Raw genomic sequence first — 21929 nt, 5'->3', positions numbered from 1 at the left:
GCAGGCTGTTGGAGAAGGTTTGAATGAAGTTCGCGGCGATCTCTTGCTCCAGGGCGTGGCACTTGAAATTGCGCCGGGACTTCATCGGTGGCCGAGGCCCTTGCCAAGGCTAGCTGAGCCGGAAAACTCGCACTGAGGCTGGTCCAAGAACTCGGGGACCAGCGCATCCTGGATTGGCCCCGACCTCGGCGGGACTCCTGCGATCTCGGCAAGGAAGGTCCCCAACGATCCCATGGGCCCATCGATCAGGCGGACCGTTAGCGGAAATTATTCGCGGTAGACGATCCAAGCGAACCTCGTTATGACCCACATATAGACCTTGGGGGCAGGTGGTGACTAGGAGTTGGTCGTGTCGCGAAGCCTGAGCGGAGAACTTGCCGAAGCTTTTGAGGCTGCAGTCGCCCGGCGGAATGCGTCACGGATACAGCGACTGGTCGCCGACCCCCAGCGCGCTGTGACGCCTGCTTTTCTGCGGACGCTCGGGCGCGTCAAGGAAGTTCCTGCCCAAACATTCTGGGGCGAGACGATGCGGGTTGTGGTTCCCGAGCCGGTTTCGGCGATGATCTATCGCTTCGGTTATTACGATGAGAACGTTTGCCGTTTCTTGCTTGCAGCTCTGCGCGAGGGCAACACGTTTGTGGATATTGGCGCTCACTTTGGTTTTTTTTCGAAACTTGCCGTGCGGCTCGTCGGAGGGAGCGGGCACGTGGTTGCGTTCGAGCCCATGCCGCGGACACGCAGCCTGCTGAGCGCGAACCTTTCCGGCTCCATCGGAGCCGGTTGCGCAAGCGTCGTCGAGTACGCCGCTTTCGATGAGGAAAAAACACTTGAGTTTCGCGACTACGGGGATGCGCATTCATCGTTCAACTCTGCATTTGTTGGACGCGGGCTCGAGCGAACCGGTATCCCTGTCGATGTTCGGGCGCGCCGCTTCGACGACATCTGGAAGGAGCTGGGCCATCAACGCATCGACGTCATGAAGATCGATGCGGAGAGCGCCGAGCTGAGGGTTTTGATCGGTGCCGAACAATCGCTTGCGAAATTCAAGCCTGTCGTCATCGCAGAATTCGGTGATTTCGACCTTCCGAACGTTCCCGCTTCGCGATCCATCGTTGAATGGCTGCTTCCCCGCGGTTACGTCGCGTTTGAGGCATCAAAAAGTGGCCCCAGGCCACACCAGACCCAGGTCAGGTATGGTTATACCAATCTGATGTTTGTGCCGCGCGACAAGCTGGACCTTATCGATGCGCGCGACAGTCACTAGGCAGGCGATAGCCTCCCTGGCCGATGTTGTTATCCAAGGCATCGCACTCGCATTTCTGTACGGGTACCTTCTGCGTGCTCTGGGCTCGGACCAGGTCGGCCTTTGGGCAGTCGTTTTCAGCATCGCCGCGATTGGACGCGGCGCCGATCTAGGGCTGTCGAGGGGATTGATACGTTACCTTCCATTGCAGACCGATGACCCTCGGCGATCGCCGGATCTCGTCGATTCCGCAGTCGTGGGGACTCTCGTTCTACTTGCGCCGTTGGGCCTCGTCTCGGCCGCAGCATTGTGGTTCTTGATCCCGTTATCCGTCCAAGATTCCTTGCATGAAGCGCAAGCGCTGGTCCCATGGGCGCTGGTACTGCTTGCGGTCATGACGATGGGGCAAGTTTATCTGAATGCGCTTACGGCGGTTTTTCGTACCGACCAGCGATCCTATGCAAACATCACCGCGACCCTTGTCATGCTCTCCGCAACCGTATCCCTTGTGCCGGTCTACGGACTTCTCGGTGTCGCATGGGCGCAGATCATTCAACACGTTGTTTCGATCGCAGTTTCTGCCTTGCATCTGAAGCGCAGCCTTCCGGGATTTCGTTTCGTGCCACGAAGAGCCGGGCGCAAGGACATGCGCCTGCTCTTCGCCTACGGATTGAAGTTGCATGTTGCAGGCCTTGCCATGCTAGTATTTGAGCCAGCTACCCGGATCATCTTGGCCAGGGTCGAAACGCTCGACGCCGTCGCCTACTACGATATGGCCTCTCGCTTGCTCCAGCAGGCGAGAAACCTGATCGTCATGGCAAATCAGGTCATGTCGCCCTACTTTGCCCGGCTTTCCGCGCTCTCTCGCGTAGAGCTTCTGGCTGCCTATCGCTCGGCCTTGTCCATGACGCTCTTCTTCTCGCTGCCGACGATGGCATTCCTTGTGGTGTCGGCTCCCCTGATCGCAATACTGTGGATAGGCAAGAGCAACGATTCTTTTGTCGTCTTCGTTGCGGTACTCAGCATAGGTTGGACCATCAACATTTTGAGCGCGCCCTCCTACTTCCTGGCGACCGCCGCGGGATACCTGTCTCCCGTCATCGTTTCCCACCTGCTGATCTCCGTTGGCAGTTCCGTTCTTGCGTATGCATTCAGCCTGCTCGCCGGCGAGCGCGGAGTTGTTGTCGGCGTCACGTCCGGGCTCGTCGTCGGAAGCGTTTGGTGCATGCGAATGGTGCATGCCAACAACCTTGGCGGGTCGGAACATCTGTGGCGGCCTTCGGATCTGCGCTTTGCAATTCTTTGCGTCGTTGCGCCGATAGCAAGCCTGACATTCTATTTCGCTATGCGCGCGTCGCTCGGCACATCGACAAGTGCGCTGGCGGGGTTGGCTGGCGGGACGCTCGTGATCGGATTGGCCGTCTTGACCAATCCCTCAACAAGGCTGATACGCGATAGGTTGCTGCCGTCGCTAAAGCGGCATGGCGGAACGAAGGCCGTTGACATATGAGCATGAAGCACCTCGCCACTGCATTTCTCGCCAAGTTTGATCTTCACGTCGAACGCTTGTCCAAGCATCCAAAAGAAACGCTTCTCGGACTTTCGGGCGAAAACGTACGAAATGTGCTGGATATCGGAGCCAATACGGGACAGTTCGCGCGTGCGGCGCTCAACCGATTTCCCCGCGCGAAGATCTGGTGCTTCGAGCCGCTTCCCGCGGCATACAAGCTCTTGAAGGGCATGGAACGGGACAGTGACGGTCGCATGACCGCCCTGAACTTCGCGCTCGGGGCCAGGCAAGGCGTGATGAACATGCACTTCCATAGCGAGCATTCGCCGTCGTCGTCGCTGATGCCGACGACTGGGATGTGTGAGGAGCTCTTTCCCCAAACTCGTGCTCAGACCAGCGTTCCCGTCGAAGTCCGGACGCTGGACGGCGTGTGCGCCGAATTCCCGACGCCACCGCTCGAAGATCTCGTGATCAAGATAGATGTTCAGGGTTATGAAGCCGAAGTCATTGCGGGAGGCAGGAAAACGATAACGGCGGCGAAGGCTGTGATCATCGAGATTTCCTTTGACGAGCTCTACAAGGGAGCTCCAACCTTTGAAGACCTGAGTAAACTTCTGGGCGAGACGGGACATCGTTTCGCCGGAGCCATAGAGCAATTCACTGCAGGGGACGGCCGCGTCATCTTCATGGACGCCCTGTTCAAGAAGCTCGGATAGTCCTCGGCGACAGAAGGATGAGACACTGCCTTGGCGGCCCGCATTTCGTGATAGTCGTTGCCGTTTCGCGAAGCGGGCCGTATGACGCGACATGTCGGCGGGATATGCGTGTGATTGCGAGCCGCCTTTTGTCAGCGAGGGTCTTCTAGCCATGTGCGGGATTGCGGGTATCGTTCATTTCCGTGGCAACGCGATTGAGCAGGAGGCGATATCGCGCTTGACGAATCTCCTGGCCCATCGCGGCCCGAACGGCGCCGGGACCTGGTTCAGTGCCGATCGCGATGTCGCCATGGGGCATCGCCGGCTGGCGGTTATCGATCCGGGAGAGGGCGGCTACCAGCCGATGTTGTCGGCTGATCGTCGCCATGTGATCGTCTTCAATGGCGAAATCTACAACTTCCTCGAGCTTCGGCGCGAACTCGAGGAGCGGGGCGCGATCTTCCGCACTCAATCGGATACCGAGGTCATTCTTGCTGCGTGGCGGGAATGGCGGGAAGGGATGTTGTCGCGCTTCAACGGCATGTGGGCGCTGGCAATCTACGACACCGAAACAAGGGAACTGTTCCTCGCGCGCGACCGCTTCGGCATCAAGCCGCTGCTCTATGCGATGTCGCCGGAGCGCTTTGTTTTCGCATCGGAGCAGCGCGCCCTGGTGCGAAGTGGTCTGATCGGGACGTCGCTGGATGTCGACGTAGCGCGGCGGCTGTTGCTGGATGCCTTCGGAGTCGAAGGTAGCGAACGGACCCTCTGCCAGGACGTGCGCCGCTTGCAGAGCGGCCATTGCTTGTGGCTGCGTCACGGGCAGCTGGATATCCGACGCTGGTGGCGCACCATCGATCACTTGCCGGAGGTGCCGAAGACCGAAGCCGAGCGCGTCGAACGTTTTCGCGAGTTGTTCCAGGATGCCGTCGCGCTGAGGATGCGCAGCGACGTGCCGATCGGAACTTGCTTGTCGGGAGGGTTCGATTCATCAGCAGTGATTTGCACCATGGCTGCGCACGAAAGGGTCGGGATGGGTCCGCGCGACAGTACGTCATGGCGCCACGCCTTTGTCGCGACATTTCCAGGCGCATCGAATGATGAGCGGCCAATGGCCGAGGAGGCGGCTGCGTGGGCGGAAGTCAACCCGACCTATCTCGAGATCGGTCGGGCGGACGCTCTGACGGAGCTGGACCAGATCCTCGACGACAATGATGACGTCTATATCGGGCTTCCGAGTGCGATCTGGTTGATCTATCGTGAACTCAGACGTCAGAACGTGCCGGTGTCGATCGATGGCCACGGGGCCGATGAGTTGATGGGGGGCTATTTCCAGGGAGGGCAATACGGCGCTTTCTGGATTAGAAATGCCATTGCGGGAATTTCCTCGAATTCAGCGTTGACCAGGCGCGGCGTCGATCTGTTGAGGGCGCTGATGATCAAGCGTCAGGGGCAGTATTTCCTGCGCGGCGGACTGCGCCAGGTTCCCGGCCAGCTCAGTCTTGTGGGCGATGACGACGTGCTGCCGCGCGATTGGGGCTCGTTCAATCGCCGCCTCTATCGAATGTTTCACGGCACCGTATTGCCGACAATTCTGCGAAACTACGATCGCCTCTCGATGGCCCATGGCATCGAGGTCCGGATGCCGTTCATGGACTGGCGCCTGGTGACCTACACGATGGCGTTGCCGGAGAGCAGCAAATCCTCCAGTGGTCTCACGAAAGTCATCGCGCGGCGGGCGATGGAAAACCAGATGCCGGAGTCCATCCGCATGGGAGCCCGGAAGGTGGGGTTTAACTCGCCGATGCCGGAGTGGCTGAACGGGCCTCTTGCCGGCTGGACGGCCAGCCTGCTCGATCAGAACGTTCCGGCATTCGCCGAGTTGGTGGACGAGCCTGCATTGCGCCGGGCGGTCGGCCGCTTGACAACATCGAAGGCCTGGGATTGGGAATCGGTCGGACGGGTTTGGCCGTATCTGAACATGAAATGGATGCTAGCGAGGCGCACTTGACGAGCTACGTCGGCCCTTAGAGGCCGATCGATGTCGTCATCATCGGCGGCTACTCGCGGCATCATTCCGCCCGCGCGAAAGCGCTGGAACAGGTGGCCGGGCTGCCGCAAACGCTTAAGGTCGTGTTCCACCTCGATGCATCGCGCTTGACGCGTCTGGCCGAAACGGGCTGGAGTGCTTGTTTCCGAAACCTGGATGGCCTAGACGGCCGCACGCGGAAGCCAAAATCAGCCGGCCCGCTGTACGAACTTGTCGGACGTCCAAAATCGTCCTCAACGGAGCCGTTGACATGGCGGGTAGGGATCGAGGAAGTATGGGCTGTTTCGAGGCGATTGGATGCGGCGCCCTGGGACGGAGGGAATTCCCCCTGGCATGAGCGCAGGCGTCACGATGCTGACTTATCAATCCCCGGAACTGGCGTTGACCGTCTGTGGCCCGCCGCCAGCAGGGATCATTTAGGACCTCGATCATGCGCACAGATGCCCCCGTGCATGCGGCCAAATCCCTGGTCGACGCAGCCGCGGCACCGCTTTTCAAGGTGCGCCCGAGACCGTTCGGGCCAGGCTATCAGACCGTCAAGCGCCGTATCATCGGGCGCGCGATCGATCAGGGAGTCCTGCGCGAAACCAGCGAATTGCCGCCGGCCTACGGCATCGCCATGGATGAGCGGGTGGTCGAGTATCCCTGGGCCTTCTGGCGGCTCCCCAGGGGAGGCAGGATGCTGGACGCGGGTTCGACCTTCAACCACGATTTCCTCCTGTCTCGCCCGCCCCTGAAGGATCTTGACGTCACCATCATGACACTTGCGCCCGAAAAGCGGTGCTACTGGCATCTCGGGATTTCCTACGTATTCGGCGATCTCAGAAGGACGCTTTTTAACGATCACGTGTTCGATGTCGTGGCGAGCATTTCCACGATCGAACACATCGGCCTTGACAACGCGATGCTGTATTCCGGCGACACGCGACATGCCGAAACCGACGAGAATGGCTTCGAGGCGGCTGTCCGCGAGTTTCGGCGCGTTCTCAAACCCGGCGGCACCTGTCTGATTTCTGTTCCGTACGGCCAGCGTGCGAATCTCGGCTGGTATCAGGTGTTCGACCAGGAGAAGATCCAATCCATCGTCGCGGCCTTTGCGCCGACGTCTCACGTCATCGACTATTTCGGCTACAGCCGGAACGGCTGGTCGCGCGGCAGTTCCTCCGGTCTCTCCGATGCGACCGTCTATGACGTTCACAGCGGGAAGGGTTGGGCCGACGATCTCGCCGCCTCGTCCCGCGCCATCGCGTGCCTGCAGTTGACCGCATGAACATCGACTACCTGATCCAGCGACTGATTGGACGTCCGACCTGCGTGTTGGAGGACGGCGCCGTGCTTGGCTCCAGCGCGAGGATCAGGAACATCTTCGGTCAACGTGACCGCATCAGGGTCGGATCGCATTCGCGGGTCCTGGGAGAGCTTCTGACGTTCCGTCACGGCGGGCGGATCGAGCTTGGTTCATGGTGCTATGTCGGCGCGAGCAGCCGAATCTGGTCCGCCGGCTCCATCATCATCGGCGATCGCGTTCTCATCTCTCATTCGGCCAATGTGTTCGACAACCTGACTCATCCGCTGAGCGCGCAGGCGCGTCATGTGCAGATCAGGGAGATATTCAAGTCCGGCCATCCCAGGGAGATCGATCTCGGCGAGCGGCCGGTACGGATCGGCAACGATGCCTGGATTGGCGCCAACGCCATCGTGCTGCGCGGCGTGAGCATCGGGCAGGGGGGCGTTGTCGCGGCCGGAGCGGTCGTCACCAAGGATGTGCCGCCCTATTCGGTCGTGGCTGGCAACCCGGCAGTCGTGGTGAAGGAGCTTGAGGCCGATGTCGGCTGAAGCGAAGATGCTCACCTGGGAGGACGCAGTGGTGTGGCTGCGCGAGCAGCCGGATCAGCACCAACTGGTGCTCGATGCCTACTATGACGATCCCCTGACCCAGGCCGCGGAGCGATACGTCCGGAGCGGCGAGTGGCAGGAGGTCGCCAAATTGCTCGCGGGCCGCAGCGGCAAGGCGCTCGACGTGGGCGCCGGCCGGGGCATTGCCAGCTATGCGCTGGCCCGGCAGGGTTTCGACGTCACCGCGCTGGAGCCCGACGGCAGTACCATCGTCGGCGCGGAGGCAATCCGTAAGCTCGGCCGCGACACCGGACTTGCCATCGAGGTGGTTCAGGAGTTTTCGGAGGGGCTGCCGTTCGAGGATGGAACGTTTGACGTAGTGTTCGCGCGAGCCGTACTGCATCATACTCGTGACCTCGACGCCGCGTGCCGCGAGATGTATCGCGTGCTGCGCCCTGGGGGCGTATTCCTAGCCTTGCGCGAACATGTGATCAGCCGTGAAGAAGATCTGAACCGCTTCCTGGAGCAGCACCCGCTTCATCGGCTCTACGGCGGCGAGCGCGCCTATCTGCTTAAGCGTTACTATGCGGCGTTGCAGAGGGCCGGGTTCTCGCGCATAGAAATCCTGACACCGCTGGGGAGCGCGATCAATCTCTTTCCCCATTCGCGAGAGAGTCTGCGGGCGGCGATCATCGACCGGCTTTCCCGATATTTTCCGGCGCGCGCACTGTTCGAGTTCTTGCTCGGCCGAGGACGCGGCTTCGACTATCTATTGTCTCTCGCCGGATACTTCGACAATCGTCCAGGCCGACTTTATTCTTTGGTCTGCCACAAGGGCGTCCCATGAGCGTTTGGGTCACAGGCGGCAACGGCTTCATCGGGCGCCATCTCATCGGTCAACTGGCCCGAGAGGGCGAAAGCGTGTATGGCGTTGGTCATGGTGCGATTGACGAAGCGGATCGACGGAAGCTTGGCCTGACAGACTGGATAAATGGCGAGATCATCACGCCGAACTTGGACGGTCTTGTTCAACGCGGGGGCGCTCCCAGCGCCATCTTCCATCTCGCCGGCGGTGCATCGGTCGCGCGCTCGATAGAGCAACCCTACGAGGACTTCTCCCGCACCGTTGCGGCGACGGCAAGCCTGTTGGAGTGGCTGCGCCATTCAGTGCCCGGGTGTCGGCTGATCGTGGTCTCCAGCGCTGCCGTGTACGGAGCGCATCATGCCGGCGCGATTTCAGAGCAGGCCAACGCGCAGCCCATGTCGCCCTATGGACATCACAAGCTGATCATGGAGCATCTCTGCCGCAGTTATGCGGTTTCGTTTGGTATCCGGGCTACCATCGTTCGATTGTTTTCGGTCTACGGTCCCTTACTTCGCAAACAGCTGTTGTGGGACCTCTGCTTGCGGCTGGGGGAAGGTCAGCGCGAACTCGTGCTCGGCGGCACCGGCAACGAGACCCGTGATTGGATCGATGTACGGGATGTCGTGCGACTGCTAGCGGAACTCGCGCGAGCTGACGGTGCGCCCCTGAAGGTGCTGAACGGCGGCAGCGGCGTTCCAACCCAGGTTGCAGAGATCGCCCGTTTGGTGACGAAAGCTTGGGGCGGCAATACCTCCGTGCGGTTTTCGGGGGTCGTCCGTGCGGGAGATCCCTTCAGCTTGGTCGCCGACGCCGGACAGCTTGCCTCCATCCCATTCAGCTGGCGTATCCCGGTCCAGGACGGCATTGCCCAGTATGTGAGCTGGTTCAAGGGGCGGGCCCATTGAGCGACGCCCGCCCCATCCGGCTCGCCTTCACCTTGATTTCTCGCAAGGCCTGGGCGGGCGGCTACAATTATCAATTGAACCTTTTCCATGCGCTTGCAAAATACTGCCCTGGCGCGATTACGCCGGTGGTGTTCGCAGGCAAAGCTCACGATGCTGGCGAACTGGCACCCATCCGAAAGGTGCCGGGTGCCGAGACTATTTGCTTGACGCATTTTGATCGTCCCACGCTGGCATCGTTGCTGCCGACCATGTTCGCCCAGGATCGCGACGCGATCTCCAGCTTTCGCGATCACGATGTCAATGCGGTGTGGGAGAACGCCCGCTTCTTTGGATGGAACTCTCCCTATCCGACCGTAGCCTGGATGCCTGACTTCCAGCATCGGCAGTTGCCTCATCTGTTCTCGAATAAGGCGAGACGACGGCGTGAAGTGGGTTTTCAGATGCAGGTCCTATCCGGCCGCACTATCATTCTGAGCAGCCGCAGCGCCGAGCGCGATTGCCTTTGTTATTATCCCCGTACGAAGGGCCGGACCGCCATCGTGAGGTTCGCCAGCGAGCCTCCGGCCGATCTCCTCAAGCTGGATCCAGTAGAGGTGCTTCAAAGATACGATCTGCCGAGAACGTACTTCTATGTCCCTAATCAGTTCTGGCGCCACAAGAACCACAGGATCATTCTGGAAGCGCTTGCCTTGCTTAGGGAGCGCGGCATCCACCCAGTTGTCGTCGCATCCGGCGGCGGTGATCCGCATGAACCGGAGTATCTTGATCAAATTCTGCGCGAAGTGGCAGAGCGCGGTCTGGCGCGGCAGTTCCGGTATCTCGGGATGATCCCGCTCGGCGATGTCTACGCCCTTCTGCGCGCCAGCACAGCGCTGATCAATCCGTCGCGCTTCGAAGGCTGGAGCACAACGGTCGAGGAAGCCAAGTCGTTCGGCGTTCCGATGATATTGTCCGACATCGATGTGCACCGTGAACAGGCAGAACAGCGCGCGCGCTATTTCGGCACGGATGATGCCGCCGCGCTCGTCGCCCACCTGCAAGATTTTGAGCATTCTGCTTTCGTCGTGCGCGAGATGAACGATCAACTGGGCGAGCGCGTGCGGGAATTCGCCGAAAGTTTCGTCTCGACCATAAAGCAGGCCGTCCGAGCCCATTCGTATTGACCCGTCCCCATTGGAGTGCGCGCCGCCATGAATCCACGGGTCGTTCTCGTCACCGGCGCAACCGGATTTATCGGGCGCAATCTGGTCTCCTTGCTTGATAGTAGCGGCTATCGCGTGCGCCGCGCATTACGCGACGGACGGGCCGGGGAGGACGATGTCGTGGTCGGTTTGATCGGACCAACCACCGATTGGGACGCTGCGCTTGCGGGAGTGCATTCGGTGATCCATCTGGCCGCCCGGGTGCACCACCCCAACGAAGAGCACGCCGGAGGGCTCTACGACGCGGTGAATAGGCAAGGCACCATGCAATTGGCTCAAGCAGCCGCGCGGGCGGGGGTATCCAGGTTCGTGTTTCTGAGCACGATCTTGGTCAATGGAAGCTCGACAGACGGGCGTGGACCTTTCAAGCCAGACGACCCAGCGGTACCGCGCGGTGTCTACGGGCAGTCTAAGGCGGCAGCGGAGGCTGCTCTGCAGCGCCTCGCGGCTCAATCCAAAATGCAGATAGCTGTAGTGCGCCCGCCGCTGGTGTATGGACGCGAGGCGCTTGGTAATTTTCGTCAACTCGTCGGCGCGATCGGACGGCGGATTCCTCTTCCGCTTGGCCTTGTCGACAACAAGCGGGCATTCATCAGCGTGCAGAATCTCGTGTCCTTTGTCGCGCATCTGGTCGACTTCGACCTTGGTCCGGCGTATCAAGTCTACTTGGTTGCCGACGACGAGCAGATCTCGACCGCTGCTTTCGTTCGCCGCATCGGCAAGGCCATGGATAAGCCCGGCATTCTTCTGCCTGTCCCTCCTTCGGCGCTGGCGCTCGTCTTTCGGGCGATCCGGCCGGAGCTGCGCCACAGCCTGTTGGAATCCATGGAAGTTGACACCTCCGCCGCCCTGTCGACTGGCTGGAGACCGCCGCTCAGCATGACCGAGGGATTGCGGCTGGCGGTGGGCACATCGGCTTCGTCCTAGACACCCATCCGAGTCATTCGGCAGCTGCTCCGCTAACGCACCGGCGAAAACGTTGTGCGTTGCTCATCGTTGCTCTGAAAGGTCGGGGGCTGCGCAACGATTCGCCGCGCGATCCATTTGCGCAACGTCTGCATCGGCGGCTCGTTCGGCTGCGCGGCCATGATGCCGGCAACGCCGATCTCGCGGGTCGGCTCCTCGGTGGCGAACAGGATCTCGTGCGCGACGACACGCTCGCAGATCTCGGAACCGATCGCGCCGCCGCCGCCGGTGACGATCACCGCCTTGCCGTTGATCAGCGCTTCCAGGCGCGCATAGTCGATCGTCTCGCTCGGCCGCAGCAGGAGGTCCTCGACCGCGACGGCCGTGAGCCGTGGCGTATCGCCGCTCTCGAGCGAGGGCATGCGGCTCACGATCACGCCGAGCTTGCGCGCCCGCATCAGGATCGATTCGGGATGGGCCTCCGGCTCGAATGCCGACGGCGTCATGACGAGGCGCGCGATCCCCTTGCCGCGCTTGGCGAAGTCGGCGATGACGTCCTCGACGTCGTCGATGCCGCCCAGAACCGGGACGTTGCGGATGAACTGGCCGCGATCGGCGCTCGACGGCGACAGCACGCCGACCGGCCAGATGCGCTTGATCGCCCCGCTTTCGATGCCGCGGAGCAGCACCTCGGCATCCGCGGCGCGGCCGATCAGCAACGTCGGGGCGGCGTGGTCGATCCTCGCATGACGGCGCACCCGCGTATAGCGGAAGTAGCGGTAGGCCATGCGTAGCGCGCTGAGGAAAGAGATCTCGAGGAACCAGTAGAGGACGATCGTCACCTTGCCGAGGAAGAAGGCGCCGCGCACGTTGGGGGCGACGAAGATGTAGTCGAGCACCAGGAGGGCAACTGTCAGCACGGTCGCGACGCGGATGATGTTGAGCGCGTCCGGCAGCGAGATGAAGCGCCATTTCGTCGTGGTCAGGTTGAAGACGAAGAACACGACCACGCTGAAGGCGAGGAGATAGGGCAGGATCTGGATCAGCAGCGGCAAGCGGTCGAAGAAACCGTCGCCCCCCTCGAATCGCAGATAGATGGCGGCAAACAGCGCCGCCGTGGTCGCCAGCAGGTCGTGGAGCGCGATCAGGACATTGCGCAAGGTGAGATGCGAAAGACGCGTCATTAGCTCACTGGTCTCGGACTTCGGATCCACCGGTGCTACGGCTCTTGACTAAAGAGAATGACGTCCATCTGAGATCCTAGGCTCCATCAGCGGTCGCAAGGCTCGAAAAGCTAAATCGTATTTTGACGATTGCCCAAGACCGAGATTGCCAGTGAAGCTGCCTCCTCAATTGACCAATCTGAGCAGGGTTCCTTGAGGACAATTTATTGAACGCCATGACACCTTGTGCTACCTTGCGTCAATGTCCTCTAGGGATCGGCCAGGCCTTGGCCAAAGCGGCAGCAATCGCACCGATACGCTCACTGGACTGATGCATGAGCGACTTCTATCGGCAGGGTTTCAAAGCTGATAGCTCCTGCCTTTGGACAACTATGGTTTTGCGGTAGCGGCTCGCTCTACTGTAGCTTTCAACGCGTCCACGTCGGCCCGAATTGCTCTTGTTTCCGCGACGTTGGCCGGGGTTTCTTCCGTGGCTTTTTCTACCTTGGTCATGCGAAGATTCAATTCCGCCAGTCCCCTGTAGATCAGGTCCAGATACATTGTTTCGCTCTTCTTGGTCTCAGCTAATTCCTTGGCCAAGATGTCAAATCGTTCGGTTGATGGTTGCTGGATCTGCTTAAAATATGCTTCTTCAGTCCGCCATATCGCGAGCCTTTGCATTTCTAGGAGCCCCATGAAGACGAGGTTTGCCGCAAGCAACGTCACCAAAATTACCCGCCAGTTTTCCTTGAACATCCGATTCCCTCCGATACAAGAGTTCTTATCACCAAGGGCTGGCTGACGGACTCGCAGACGTTTGATTACCCACAAAAGCAAAGGCCCGCCGGTTCACGCTGGCGGGGCTCTTTCCGCAATTCACCACATTCTAACTACGGTCTGAGGATCGATTCGAGGTTCCGTTGATGGGCATGGAGATCTAGCGCGATGGCACGATTATAGCGGCTCGCACTGGTTGGGTTCTACCCTTCTCGACAGCTTTACGGGTCTTCCGGTCGGTTTCCATACCAACTCGTTTATTCTCGCGCCAGCCCTCCAATCACGGCGATCGCACCGTGCATTCCGATTGGCGGGCGGCGCTCCCGGCATCCTTCCCGATCCCCGCACCTGCACTCGCTAGCGGTACATTTGCCGCTGTGGTAAGGGCTGCAGCTTCAGAGCGAAAGCGATCGATTGAAATGTGCGGAATTGCCGGTATCGTAAATTTCGATGGTGAACCCGTCGCCCGTCAGTCCGTCATTCAAATGATCGAAACGCTGGCACACAGGGGCCCGGATGGCTCCGGGATCTGGGTCCAGGGACATGTCGGTCTTGGACATCGTCGGCTCGCCATTCGGGACCTGTCACCGGCCGGCGCCCAACCAATGATCGATACCGGTGCAAAGATCGCGGTCTCCTACAATGGCGAACTCTACAACGACGCTGATCTTCGACGAGCGCTCGGCCGCACAGCGGGTGCCAGATTCCACACCAGCTGCGATACCGAAGTCATTGCTCCCAGTTATCGTCTCTGGGGCAAGAAAGCGTTCCTGAAATTCGAGGGCATGTACGCGATTGCGCTTTGGGATCAGGAGAACGAGCGCCTCATTCTGGCGAGAGATCCGATCGGGATCAAACCCCTTTATTTTTCCTTCGTTGGGCGGTCGTTGCGGTTTGCAAGCGAGATCAAAGCTCTTCTGGAGCTGCAAGATCAGCCGCGGCAACTTTCACCGCAAAGCCTGCATCGGTTCTTTGCGCAGGGCTATCCCGGACCATCGCGCAGCCTGATCGACGGGATCGAGCCGCTGCCGCCCGGCAGCACGCTCGTTGCGGACCGGAACGGTTGGCGCGTCGAACATTTCTGGCAACCCAAGCGGCACACCAAGATCGTGAGCTTCGAAGAAGCCCTTTCAGGTTTCGACGCACTCTGGCCCGAGGTGGTTGATGATCAGCTCATCAGCGACGTGCCGGTCGCTCTGTTGTTAAGCGGCGGAATCGACAGCGCGCTGATCGCCACCGCGCTGCCTGGTCGCTCGGACCTGTCGGCCTATACCGCCAGTTTCGGCGAAGCCGCCTTCGACGAAAGTGGACTCGCCGCGGTCACCGCCAGACACACCAATCTACGCCAGCGTTTTGTTTCGATCGATACCGAGGAAGATATCGAGGTTCGCTTTCTGGACGTTGTCGCCAAGGTCGATGGCCAGCTGGCCGATTCGAGCGCTTTGGCATTTTATTCGCTTTGCCAGAAGGCGGGCCGGGAAGTCCGCGTCCTGCTGACCGGTGATGGCGCCGACGAGTTCTTCGCCGGCTATGAAACCTATCGCGCCACCCGCCTTGCAACGGCCGTGGGGCCTTTGTTTCCGAAATTCGCGATGCGACATCTTTCAGACGCGCTGTTTGCGAAAGCGGCGGCGAGCCAGGCCAAGGTGGGAGCCGCGGAAAAATTCGCGCGATTGCTCGCCGGCATGGCCAACGGCGGCGCGCAGCCACACCCGCAATGGCGGCGATATCTATTTCCCGAACAGATCCATACCCTCTATGGCACCGGGATGAAGGACATCGATCGCGAGGCTGACGCCCTCAACGAATATGCCGCGGCACTCGGCGCCGAAGGCTCCGCGGCGGACCGGGCCCTAGAGGCGGATCAGCGTTACTATCTTCCTGGCGACATGCTGATGAAGACCGATTCGATGAGCATGGCGCACGGCGTTGAGGTGCGGGTGCCGTTCCTCGACCGGCGCATCATGGAATTCGCCAATGGCCTCGACGTGGCGGTGATCAGCCCGCTTCGCGGTCCGGACAAGCGCATTCTGCGCGCCTATCTCGAGAGACACGGTCTGCCAAAGGGCATGACACAGGGGACTAAAAAGGGCTTCAATATTCCGGTGGCAAGCTATCTGCGCCATGGCCTGAGGTCGCTCGGAGAAAGGCTGCTGGACAGGGAGGCTGATTGTCTGGCGCCCTTCCTGCAGCCGGATGCCGTGCGGCGGCTCTGGCGAGAGCACGTTGACGGAAATTCCCGTTATAGTTACACCCTCTGGACCTTGCTGACCTTGGCGACGTGGCGAACGACGGCCAATGTCTAGCAGTGCTTTCCGAGCCTAATTAGGAAACAATTTTGGGACCGTTCGAAGACGTTTCAGTCATCATTCCGGCGTTCAATGAAGCGGGCGGGATTGGTCCGACTCTGGAGCAGCTTTCGCTTGCAGTGCCGGGCGCCGAAATCATCGTCGTCGATGATGGCTCGACCGACAGCACCGCCGAGGTTGTCGAAAAATATCCGAACGTGACCCTGATGCGGCATGGCTTCAACCGGGGATACGGAGCGGCGCTGAAAACCGGCATGGCCCACGCCAGCCGTCCGTTGGTTGCCTGGTTCGACGCCGATAACGAGCATCGCGTCAGCGATCTGGTTTCGATGATAGCTGCCATTCGCCAGGGCGGTCTGGCGGCGGTGATCGGCCAGCGAATATCGGGCGGCGCCTCCGCGGTCCGCGGCGTCGGCAAGGCGGTGATCCTGATGCTCGCACGGTCGCTCGGGTTCCGCGGTGGTCGCGACATGAACTGCGGGCTTCGCGTGTTCCGCACTGAGGTGATCTGTCGATATTTGCCGTTGCTTCCGAATGGTTACAGCGCGTCGATGACGAGCCTGCTGGTGATGCTCGAGCGCGGTTATCCCATCGGGTACCATCCCGTGGAGCTCGCCGCCCGCATAGGAACCAGCAAGGTCACCCTCCGCGCGGGCTTTGCCAGTCTGCTACTGGTGATGCGGGTGATCATGATGTTCGCCCCGATGCGGATTTTCCTGCCCTTCGCATTGGCAATGTTCAGCATCGGCGCGGTCTACGGCGCGACCCTGGCAATCCTGCACGGCGAAGGGTTTCCCACGTTCGGCATCTTCCTGACGCTCGCCGGCCTTCTCATCGGCATGCTGGGGCTGATCGCCGACCAGCTCAGCCAGATGCGCCTCGTCCAATACGAGACCATCACACCCTATCGCGCGCTGCCGCTTGCAAAGGACCGCGAAGCGAAATTACCGCCGGGACTGTCTTGAGAAGCCATGTCTTGAAGATCGGCCGATCCGCCGTGCCGCTGCTATTGACCTCGTTGCTCCTCTGGCTGGTGTCATACGCGGTCGATTCGAGGCAGGTGTTGCTGCAATTGTCGGCGATGCGGCCGGGCTTCTTCGTCGCCGCGGTGATGCTGATGTTGCTGAGCATCGCAGTCGCAACCCTGCGCTATCAGTCGGTGCTCCGAATCCTTTGTCCTGACGGTCCGGTGCATTACTTCCCGGTCCTCAAGCTCAACCTCCTGACGCTCTTCAGCGCGCATTTTGTCCCGTTCGGCGCGCTGGCGGATGCCATGCGCGCGCTGGTTTCGCGCAAGCTCCTGAAAATGCCGGTCGGCAAGGCGGTGGAGGGCGTGATCGCAGATCGCGCGCTGGCGGTGGCTGGATTTGCGCTTTTTGGACTGCTGTTGCTTCCGCTGCAGATCTCGATGCACTGGCCCTGGCGGATCGTCATGGCTCAGGTCGCGACCTTTGGCGGGCTGCTCGTGCTCCTCGGAGTCGCTGTCTTCGGCTTGACCTTGCACGTGCGGTTCCTCAAGTCCGCAGCAGAAGCCGCGCGACGGTTTTTGGGACATATCGCGACGTGCCATAGCCTCGGCTGGCAGCTTGGCCTCGCGGCCGTCAGCACCGGCCTGTTCGCAGCGATGCTGGTGCTGCTCGGGCTCGGGCTCGGCTTGCGCATTCCGCTCTGGGTTGCGTTCACGACGACGCCGGCCATCTATCTTTCGCAGGTTGTTCCGATCTTCTATGCTGGATTTGGCTCGCGCGAGATTGCGTTCGCCGCTTTGCTCGTGCCTAGTGGCGTTCTGGTCGACTCGGATGCGGTCGCCCTCAGCTTGAGCATAGGTCTTTGCAATCTGGCGGCCAGTGTCCCAGGAGCGATTTTTGCCTGGCCGCTGCTGCAGGCATTGCGAGGGGAGGCGATCGCGCCGGCGGTGAAATGATGCCTCCCCTGATAGCGAAAGGGACACGGGTTCAGCCATGAATCCCAATGCGACGACACATGATGGAACTCTCCCGCCCAACTGGGCGCTCGCCCCGCGCAAGAGCCTGCTGCAGTCGGCCTGGGACCTAGCCGGTGCCCCCCTGCGGATGGTGCTGCTGCCGGATTCACGGAACGAACGGATGCACCTGACATCGCTGCGGGCCGAGCGCTATGCCGCCGTGTTGCCGCAGCTCAGGGGACGGGTTCTCGATATCGGCGCCGGCGACAATGCGCTGATACGTCTCTATCGACAAAGGCTGCTCCGCTCAGGCAAGGATGACGCCGGCGCGGACGACAGCGTCGGCGTCGATGTCGTCGACTGGGGCGGGGATACGCTAAAGATCGCATCCTCGGACAGTCTTCCGTTCGAAGCGGAAAGCTTCGATACGGTGGCCTTTGTCGCATGCCTAAATCATATCCCTGAGCGGATCGGTGCTCTGAAGGAAGCGCATCGTGTGCTCAAGCCCGGCGGTTTGCTGGTAGCGACGATGATCGGGCGGCTGATCGGCGATGTTGGCCATTCCATCTGGTGGTACAGCGAAGACAAGCACCGCGACGTTGCCGAAGGCGAGGTCATGGGAATAGACAAGACTGAGATGCTATGGCTTCTTGAGCAAGCCGGCTTCAGGCAGGTTGCGGTAAAGCGGTTTGTCTATGGAATGAACTATCTCTATCTGGCTACGCGCACCTGATCCAGAAAGCGCGGCGCGCGCCGGAAGCGGGAAACTGGCAATGACATCCTCGCATTCAGCAAAATCCAAGCCGGACGTCGGTCAGCGGACGATTGCCGATTTCGGCGATCAATGGACCCGTTACACCGACAATTCCGGCTATTATGGCTCGCTCGGACTCTTTGCCGATATCTGCGAGCCGCTACTGAGCCTCGACAATGTGCGCGGACGCACTGTTGCGGATATCGGATCCGGTACTGGCCGAATAGTAAATATGCTGCTGGATTCCGGCGCCGCGCACGTGACCGCACTTGAGCCCTCGCAATCCTTCGCCGTTGTCGCTGCCAACACCGCCGATCGCGCCAGCCGGGTCGAGGTGATACGCTGCGACGGGACGGCCATTCCGCAGGATCGTGATTTCGACCTTGTGGTATCGATCGGCGTGCTGCATCACGTCAAGGATCCCGCACCGATCGTCAAGGCGGCGAGATGCGCGCTAAGACCGGGAGGCGTGATTTTCATTTGGCTCTACGGTAGGGAAGGCAATGGCATATACTTGGCGCTGTTCGAGCCCTTGCGAGCCGTCACCAAGCGAATGCCGCATCGCCTGCTAGCCATTCTGTGCCACGTCTTGGACTTCATTGCGATGTCCTACACCGCGGCTTCGCGAATCCTGCCGCTTCCGATGCGCCAATATATGCAAATGGTCTATCGCCGGCTGCCCCCGGATAAGCGACGCCTGGTGATCTATGACCAGCTCAATCCAGCATACGCCAAGTATTATAGCGAAAACGAGGCGCGGAGCCTCTTGGAGAACAACGGCTTCACGAACGTTCGTACCCATCACCGGCACGGCTATAGCTGGAGCGTGACCGGGGTACGATGAAAACTCCTGGCGGCCCCTCGCAACGTGGTTAGGCGGACTGGTCGGGCTTGTAGTAGCTTAAATACCAATCGACGAATTTCCCGACTCCCTCTTCAATCGACGTCTTCGGTTGAAATCCAACGGCTTCAACGAGACTATCAACGTCGGCATATGTGCTGACTACGTCGCCCGGCTGCATCGGAAGAAATCGTTTAATGGCCTTCCTGCCGATTTTCGCCTCGATACACTCGATAAATGAAGTCAGCTTAATCGGATTTCTGTTTCCAATATTGTAAATTCGGTAGGGCGCCGATGAAGTTGCCGGATCGGGCGCCTCGTAATTTTGGACCGCGCTGGGCGTTGCAATCTTGTCTGCAACCCGAACGACGCCTTCGACAATATCATCAATATAGGTGAAGTCTCGCTCATGCTGCCCGTTGTTGAATACGTCGATGGGCGTTCCGGAAATAATACTACGCGTAAAGAGAAACAGAGCCATATCCGGCCGACCCCAAGGACCGTACACGGTGAAGAATCGCAATCCGCTCACAGGCAGATCGTATAAATGGGCATACGAGTGCGCCATTAGCTCATTGGATTTTTTGGTCGCCGCGTAGAGGCTGAGAGGATGATCAACGTTATGACTGACGGAAAACGGCATCTTGGTATTTGCGCCGTATACGGACGAAGACGACGCAAAGACGAGATGCTTGACGCTGTTGTGGCGACAGCCCTCCAATATGTTCAAGAAGCCTATGATATTTGAGTTGATGTAAGCATGTGGCGCTTCCAGGGAATAGCGCACGCCAGCCTGGGCCGCCAAATGGATGACTTTCTCCGGCTTGAACTTTGAAAACAAGCCCGAAACGGCGGCGCAATCTTCGAGATTCGCCTCTACAAAGTGAAAATTCCGAAAGGCAGAAAGACGGCTTAGCCTGGCTCTTTTCAAATTCACATCATAATAATCGCAAATATTATCGATCGTAACGACGGCGTGACCTGCCTCCAACAGACGGTGGGCGGTGTGATATCCAATGAAACCAGCTGCGCCGGTTATCAGCGTCGGCATCTTTGACTTCACGAACTCAGGGTTCGTGCCCTCGATATTGTCTTGGCTTCCAAATCCGGCCCCGAGCGTAACTTTGCTTTGGGCCGCCCTGAACGTTCATCCAGAGCCAGTTAGCGTCCTTCAGTGTTGTACGCCAAATGGCGCGGGTGGACAACGGACGATCGGCGGCCTGTACGCAGTGTTCGAGTCATGCCCGAAGGCTCCAGCGAGCGAGCGCCTCAGTCGGGATTGGAATATTTCCGCAATTCCACTCCCCCCTTGGCGAATGAAAAGTTCCTCTTAACGATCGCGGAGATCTGAAGAAGAACCGGCGTTGGAGGCAGAGGCAAAAGGGCAACGCAAGTTGCTATGGAGAAAAGGAACGTCCCGAGCAAAGCGTAACTATAGCGGACGTCCGCGAACAACGAGCTTCCCGTGATGTAGATATTGATCAGGGGTATCCCGAGAAATATCGAGCCAAGCAAAACGTCCTTTCTCAGGAGAACCGCCGATGCCGCTAATGAAAGAAGAAAGAAGAGGTCAAGCGGAATATAGGCGACCAACCCCATGATAAAATGAAGGTAAGTCGGCTGGCTTCTAAAGTATGATTTCATCGATGCAGCAAACAGCCGATGAAGTTCGGACTTGCCATCCTTCTCAAAGAACTCGGCGATTTGACTGTCGAAGGCGCCAACGTTCGGCCGAACCCAGGACAGGTAAAGATAGTGATTGCGTTCATGCGCAAAGAGCTTCCTGCCATTGAAGCCGCGGAAAATCTCATAGTCGGCTGGAAGAGCTAAAAGATAGAAATTAGAACCGCTCGAAGAAAGGCCGTAGCCGATCGAGTTCAATCGAGGTCGATAGCCGTCGGCAATCAGCGCTCGGCCCATTTCCTCGATTTTCCCGATGGCTTCTGTATTGGTCGCACCAGCATCAATCCAGGAGCGCATGATGGTCGTAACGTCATCGAACGAAGCTCCCTCCTTGAGCAGCCTGTCCACGCTGATCGATGGCGGTAATTCGTACCTTCTGAATCTCTCGATCAATTCGGGGCTCGGGGTGGGATTTGCATACAGCCCTGCCCACAACTTGCTTGGGCCCAGTCGGGGGAAAATGAACTCACCCCCGTCGAGTGTTCTGATGGACGGGAAAAGCAAAATGCCAAAGACAAACACGAAGCTGAATGCCGCGAGACTTCTGGAAAGTAGCTGACCTTGTCGAATAAGCGTCGCACAAGCGATACCAAGACAGAACACTGCGACGGTGCTTCTCAACTGAGTTGCGAAGAAAATGCAGATGCAAAAGAGAATCGAATTTCGCGCATTCATGCTTCGGCTATTGATCGCACTAACCGATGTTCCTAAGGAAATCAGCAGGAGCGACGAAGATAGCGACTCCGTCAAAAGTGCATTATGCATCGATTGATAGAATGGAATTAGACAGAGTGTCACTGCCGCAACCGCAAACCATTTTGACTGCCAAGCAGAGTAAAAAGATCGAGTGCAACAGGTGAGTGCTAAAACCGCAGTCGCATGTTGCCCGACCGCAAGGCAAGGCCAGATCAGCTTAACGGGCAACAACGCCAAAGCGTTCCAAAGCAAGGGCAAGCCCAATGGAACGTAATTGTGCCACCAAAGCGGCTCTCCCGTGATTATACCGACGCCACGCTGCGAGGATACGAGCGCATCAGATATATTGATGTAGCTCGAGGCATCCGCCCATATGACCGCACCGTCCAGCCAGAAAAACAAGACGTGGAGAAACACTATCAAAAAAATGAAAGATCGCTTCTCCGGGCTCAAATAATTCAGAATCTTCTCTCCAAAGGAGAAAGAAACATGCGCATACCTTTTTCCAAGCCGCGCCAACTGCAACAGACGTCCAATGGCTATTTCAGATTGCATAGACACCCAACTAAG

The 21929-nt window shown here is 59.3% G+C and carries 18 protein-coding genes and 1 pseudogene; 15 read left to right on the top strand and 4 right to left on the bottom strand.

What is annotated here, in order from left to right:
* Positions 1-349 precede the first annotated feature (349 nt).
* The 10 genes from ABIB80_RS36890 (at position 350) to ABIB80_RS36845 (ending at position 11233) form a co-directional block, all read left to right on the top strand.
* Positions 350-1264: an FkbM family methyltransferase gene (locus tag ABIB80_RS36890; RefSeq protein ID WP_354129373.1), complete on the top strand. Its 915-nt coding sequence runs from the start codon at positions 350-352 to the stop codon at positions 1262-1264.
* Complete coding sequence (locus ABIB80_RS36885; RefSeq protein WP_354129372.1) at positions 1245-2753, top strand: oligosaccharide flippase family protein; 1509 nt, start codon at positions 1245-1247, stop codon at positions 2751-2753. The genes ABIB80_RS36890 and ABIB80_RS36885 overlap by 20 nt, the downstream gene beginning before the upstream one ends.
* A 2-nt stretch (positions 2754-2755) precedes the next feature.
* Positions 2756-3469 (top strand): FkbM family methyltransferase, encoded by a 714-nt coding sequence (locus ABIB80_RS36880; RefSeq protein ID WP_354129371.1) that lies wholly within the window; start codon positions 2756-2758, stop codon positions 3467-3469.
* Positions 3470-3560: 91 nt separating this feature from the next.
* Entirely contained in the window at positions 3561-5459 is a 1899-nt protein-coding gene (asnB, locus tag ABIB80_RS36875) for an asparagine synthase (glutamine-hydrolyzing) (RefSeq protein ID WP_354129370.1), read from the top strand.
* Between the two features lie 487 nt (positions 5460-5946).
* Entirely contained in the window at positions 5947-6768 is an 822-nt protein-coding gene (locus ABIB80_RS36870; RefSeq protein ID WP_354129369.1) for a methyltransferase domain-containing protein, read from the top strand.
* Entirely contained in the window at positions 6765-7334 is a 570-nt protein-coding gene (locus ABIB80_RS36865; protein ID WP_354129368.1) for an acyltransferase, read from the top strand. Before ABIB80_RS36870 ends, ABIB80_RS36865 begins: the two co-directional genes overlap by 4 nt.
* A complete protein-coding gene (locus ABIB80_RS36860) occupies positions 7324-8181 on the top strand; it encodes a class I SAM-dependent methyltransferase (RefSeq protein WP_354129367.1) in 858 nt (285 codons plus the stop codon). Before ABIB80_RS36865 ends, ABIB80_RS36860 begins: the two co-directional genes overlap by 11 nt.
* The gene (locus tag ABIB80_RS36855; RefSeq protein WP_354129366.1) at positions 8178-9104 is read left to right on the top strand and encodes an NAD-dependent epimerase/dehydratase family protein; all 927 of its coding nucleotides are present in this window, start codon (positions 8178-8180) and stop codon (positions 9102-9104) included. Before ABIB80_RS36860 ends, ABIB80_RS36855 begins: the two co-directional genes overlap by 4 nt.
* Complete coding sequence (locus ABIB80_RS36850) at positions 9101-10267, top strand: glycosyltransferase family 4 protein (RefSeq protein ID WP_354129365.1); 1167 nt, start codon at positions 9101-9103, stop codon at positions 10265-10267. The genes ABIB80_RS36855 and ABIB80_RS36850 overlap by 4 nt, the downstream gene beginning before the upstream one ends.
* Before the next feature lie 27 nt (positions 10268-10294).
* A complete protein-coding gene (locus tag ABIB80_RS36845) occupies positions 10295-11233 on the top strand; it encodes an NAD-dependent epimerase/dehydratase family protein (protein WP_354129364.1) in 939 nt (312 codons plus the stop codon).
* Between the two features lie 218 nt (positions 11234-11451).
* Here ABIB80_RS36845 and ABIB80_RS36840 read toward each other — a convergent pair.
* Positions 11452-12396, bottom strand: a pseudogene (locus ABIB80_RS36840) (nucleoside-diphosphate sugar epimerase/dehydratase); the annotation flags it as partial.
* Between the two features lie 369 nt (positions 12397-12765).
* Positions 12766-13131 (bottom strand): hypothetical protein, encoded by a 366-nt coding sequence (locus ABIB80_RS36835; protein ID WP_354129363.1) that lies wholly within the window; start codon positions 13129-13131, stop codon positions 12766-12768.
* A gap of 440 nt (positions 13132-13571) precedes the next feature.
* Between ABIB80_RS36835 and asnB (ABIB80_RS36830) the strand changes: the two genes are divergently transcribed.
* From asnB (ABIB80_RS36830) to ABIB80_RS36810, 5 genes are read left to right on the top strand one after another with little or no spacing between them, the layout of a single operon-like run.
* Positions 13572-15458 (top strand): asparagine synthase (glutamine-hydrolyzing), encoded by a 1887-nt coding sequence (asnB, locus tag ABIB80_RS36830; RefSeq protein WP_354129362.1) that lies wholly within the window; start codon positions 13572-13574, stop codon positions 15456-15458.
* A gap of 32 nt (positions 15459-15490) precedes the next feature.
* Positions 15491-16426 carry a glycosyltransferase family 2 protein gene (locus ABIB80_RS36825; RefSeq protein WP_354129361.1) on the top strand — a complete coding sequence of 312 codons (936 nt, stop codon included), beginning with the start codon at positions 15491-15493 and terminating at the stop codon, positions 16424-16426.
* Between the two features lie 32 nt (positions 16427-16458).
* Positions 16459-17385, top strand: a complete 927-nt coding sequence (locus tag ABIB80_RS36820) for a lysylphosphatidylglycerol synthase transmembrane domain-containing protein (protein WP_354129380.1) — start codon at positions 16459-16461, stop codon at positions 17383-17385.
* Positions 17386-17422: 37 nt separating this feature from the next.
* Positions 17423-18118, top strand: a complete 696-nt coding sequence (locus tag ABIB80_RS36815; protein WP_354129360.1) for a class I SAM-dependent methyltransferase — start codon at positions 17423-17425, stop codon at positions 18116-18118.
* Between the two features lie 40 nt (positions 18119-18158).
* Positions 18159-18983: a class I SAM-dependent methyltransferase gene (locus ABIB80_RS36810; protein ID WP_354129359.1), complete on the top strand. Its 825-nt coding sequence runs from the start codon at positions 18159-18161 to the stop codon at positions 18981-18983.
* Between the two features lie 28 nt (positions 18984-19011).
* Here the strand turns inward: ABIB80_RS36810 and ABIB80_RS36805 are convergent, their stop codons facing one another.
* Both ABIB80_RS36805 and ABIB80_RS36800 read right to left on the bottom strand, forming a co-directional pair.
* Positions 19012-20031 carry an NAD-dependent epimerase gene (locus ABIB80_RS36805; protein WP_354129358.1) on the bottom strand — a complete coding sequence of 340 codons (1020 nt, stop codon included), beginning with the start codon at positions 20029-20031 and terminating at the stop codon, positions 19012-19014.
* 218 nt (positions 20032-20249) lie between these two features.
* Positions 20250-21920 (bottom strand): hypothetical protein, encoded by a 1671-nt coding sequence (locus ABIB80_RS36800; RefSeq protein ID WP_354129357.1) that lies wholly within the window; start codon positions 21918-21920, stop codon positions 20250-20252.
* Between the last annotated feature and the right edge of the window lie 9 nt (positions 21921-21929).

It is taken from the genome of Bradyrhizobium sp. i1.15.2 (genome assembly GCF_040548425.1).
GTDB lineage: Bacteria > Pseudomonadota > Alphaproteobacteria > Rhizobiales > Xanthobacteraceae > Bradyrhizobium > Bradyrhizobium canariense.
This window is presented reverse-complemented; position numbering and strand designations above follow the sequence as displayed.

What these genes read in the sequence shown, in the direction of transcription:
- ABIB80_RS36855 (WP_354129366.1), top strand. Translation starts at nt 8,178, where the DNA reads ATGAGCGTTTGGGTCACAGGCGGCAACGGCTTCATCGGGCGCCATCTC.
- ABIB80_RS36885 (WP_354129372.1), top strand. Translation starts at nt 1,245, where the DNA reads ATGCGCGCGACAGTCACTAGGCAGGCGATAGCCTCCCTGGCCGATGTT.
- asnB (WP_354129362.1), top strand. Translation starts at nt 13,572, where the DNA reads ATGTGCGGAATTGCCGGTATCGTAAATTTCGATGGTGAACCCGTCGCC.
- ABIB80_RS36845 (WP_354129364.1), top strand. Translation starts at nt 10,295, where the DNA reads ATGAATCCACGGGTCGTTCTCGTCACCGGCGCAACCGGATTTATCGGG.
- asnB (WP_354129370.1), top strand. Translation starts at nt 3,561, where the DNA reads ATGTCGGCGGGATATGCGTGTGATTGCGAGCCGCCTTTTGTCAGCGAG.
- ABIB80_RS36815 (WP_354129360.1), top strand. Translation starts at nt 17,423, where the DNA reads ATGAATCCCAATGCGACGACACATGATGGAACTCTCCCGCCCAACTGG.
- ABIB80_RS36860 (WP_354129367.1), top strand. Translation starts at nt 7,324, where the DNA reads ATGTCGGCTGAAGCGAAGATGCTCACCTGGGAGGACGCAGTGGTGTGG.
- ABIB80_RS36835 (WP_354129363.1), bottom strand. Translation starts at nt 13,131, where the DNA reads ATGTTCAAGGAAAACTGGCGGGTAATTTTGGTGACGTTGCTTGCGGCA.
- ABIB80_RS36880 (WP_354129371.1), top strand. Translation starts at nt 2,756, where the DNA reads ATGAAGCACCTCGCCACTGCATTTCTCGCCAAGTTTGATCTTCACGTC.
- ABIB80_RS36810 (WP_354129359.1), top strand. Translation starts at nt 18,159, where the DNA reads ATGACATCCTCGCATTCAGCAAAATCCAAGCCGGACGTCGGTCAGCGG.
- ABIB80_RS36805 (WP_354129358.1), bottom strand. Translation starts at nt 20,031, where the DNA reads ATGCCGACGCTGATAACCGGCGCAGCTGGTTTCATTGGATATCACACC.
- ABIB80_RS36865 (WP_354129368.1), top strand. Translation starts at nt 6,765, where the DNA reads ATGAACATCGACTACCTGATCCAGCGACTGATTGGACGTCCGACCTGC.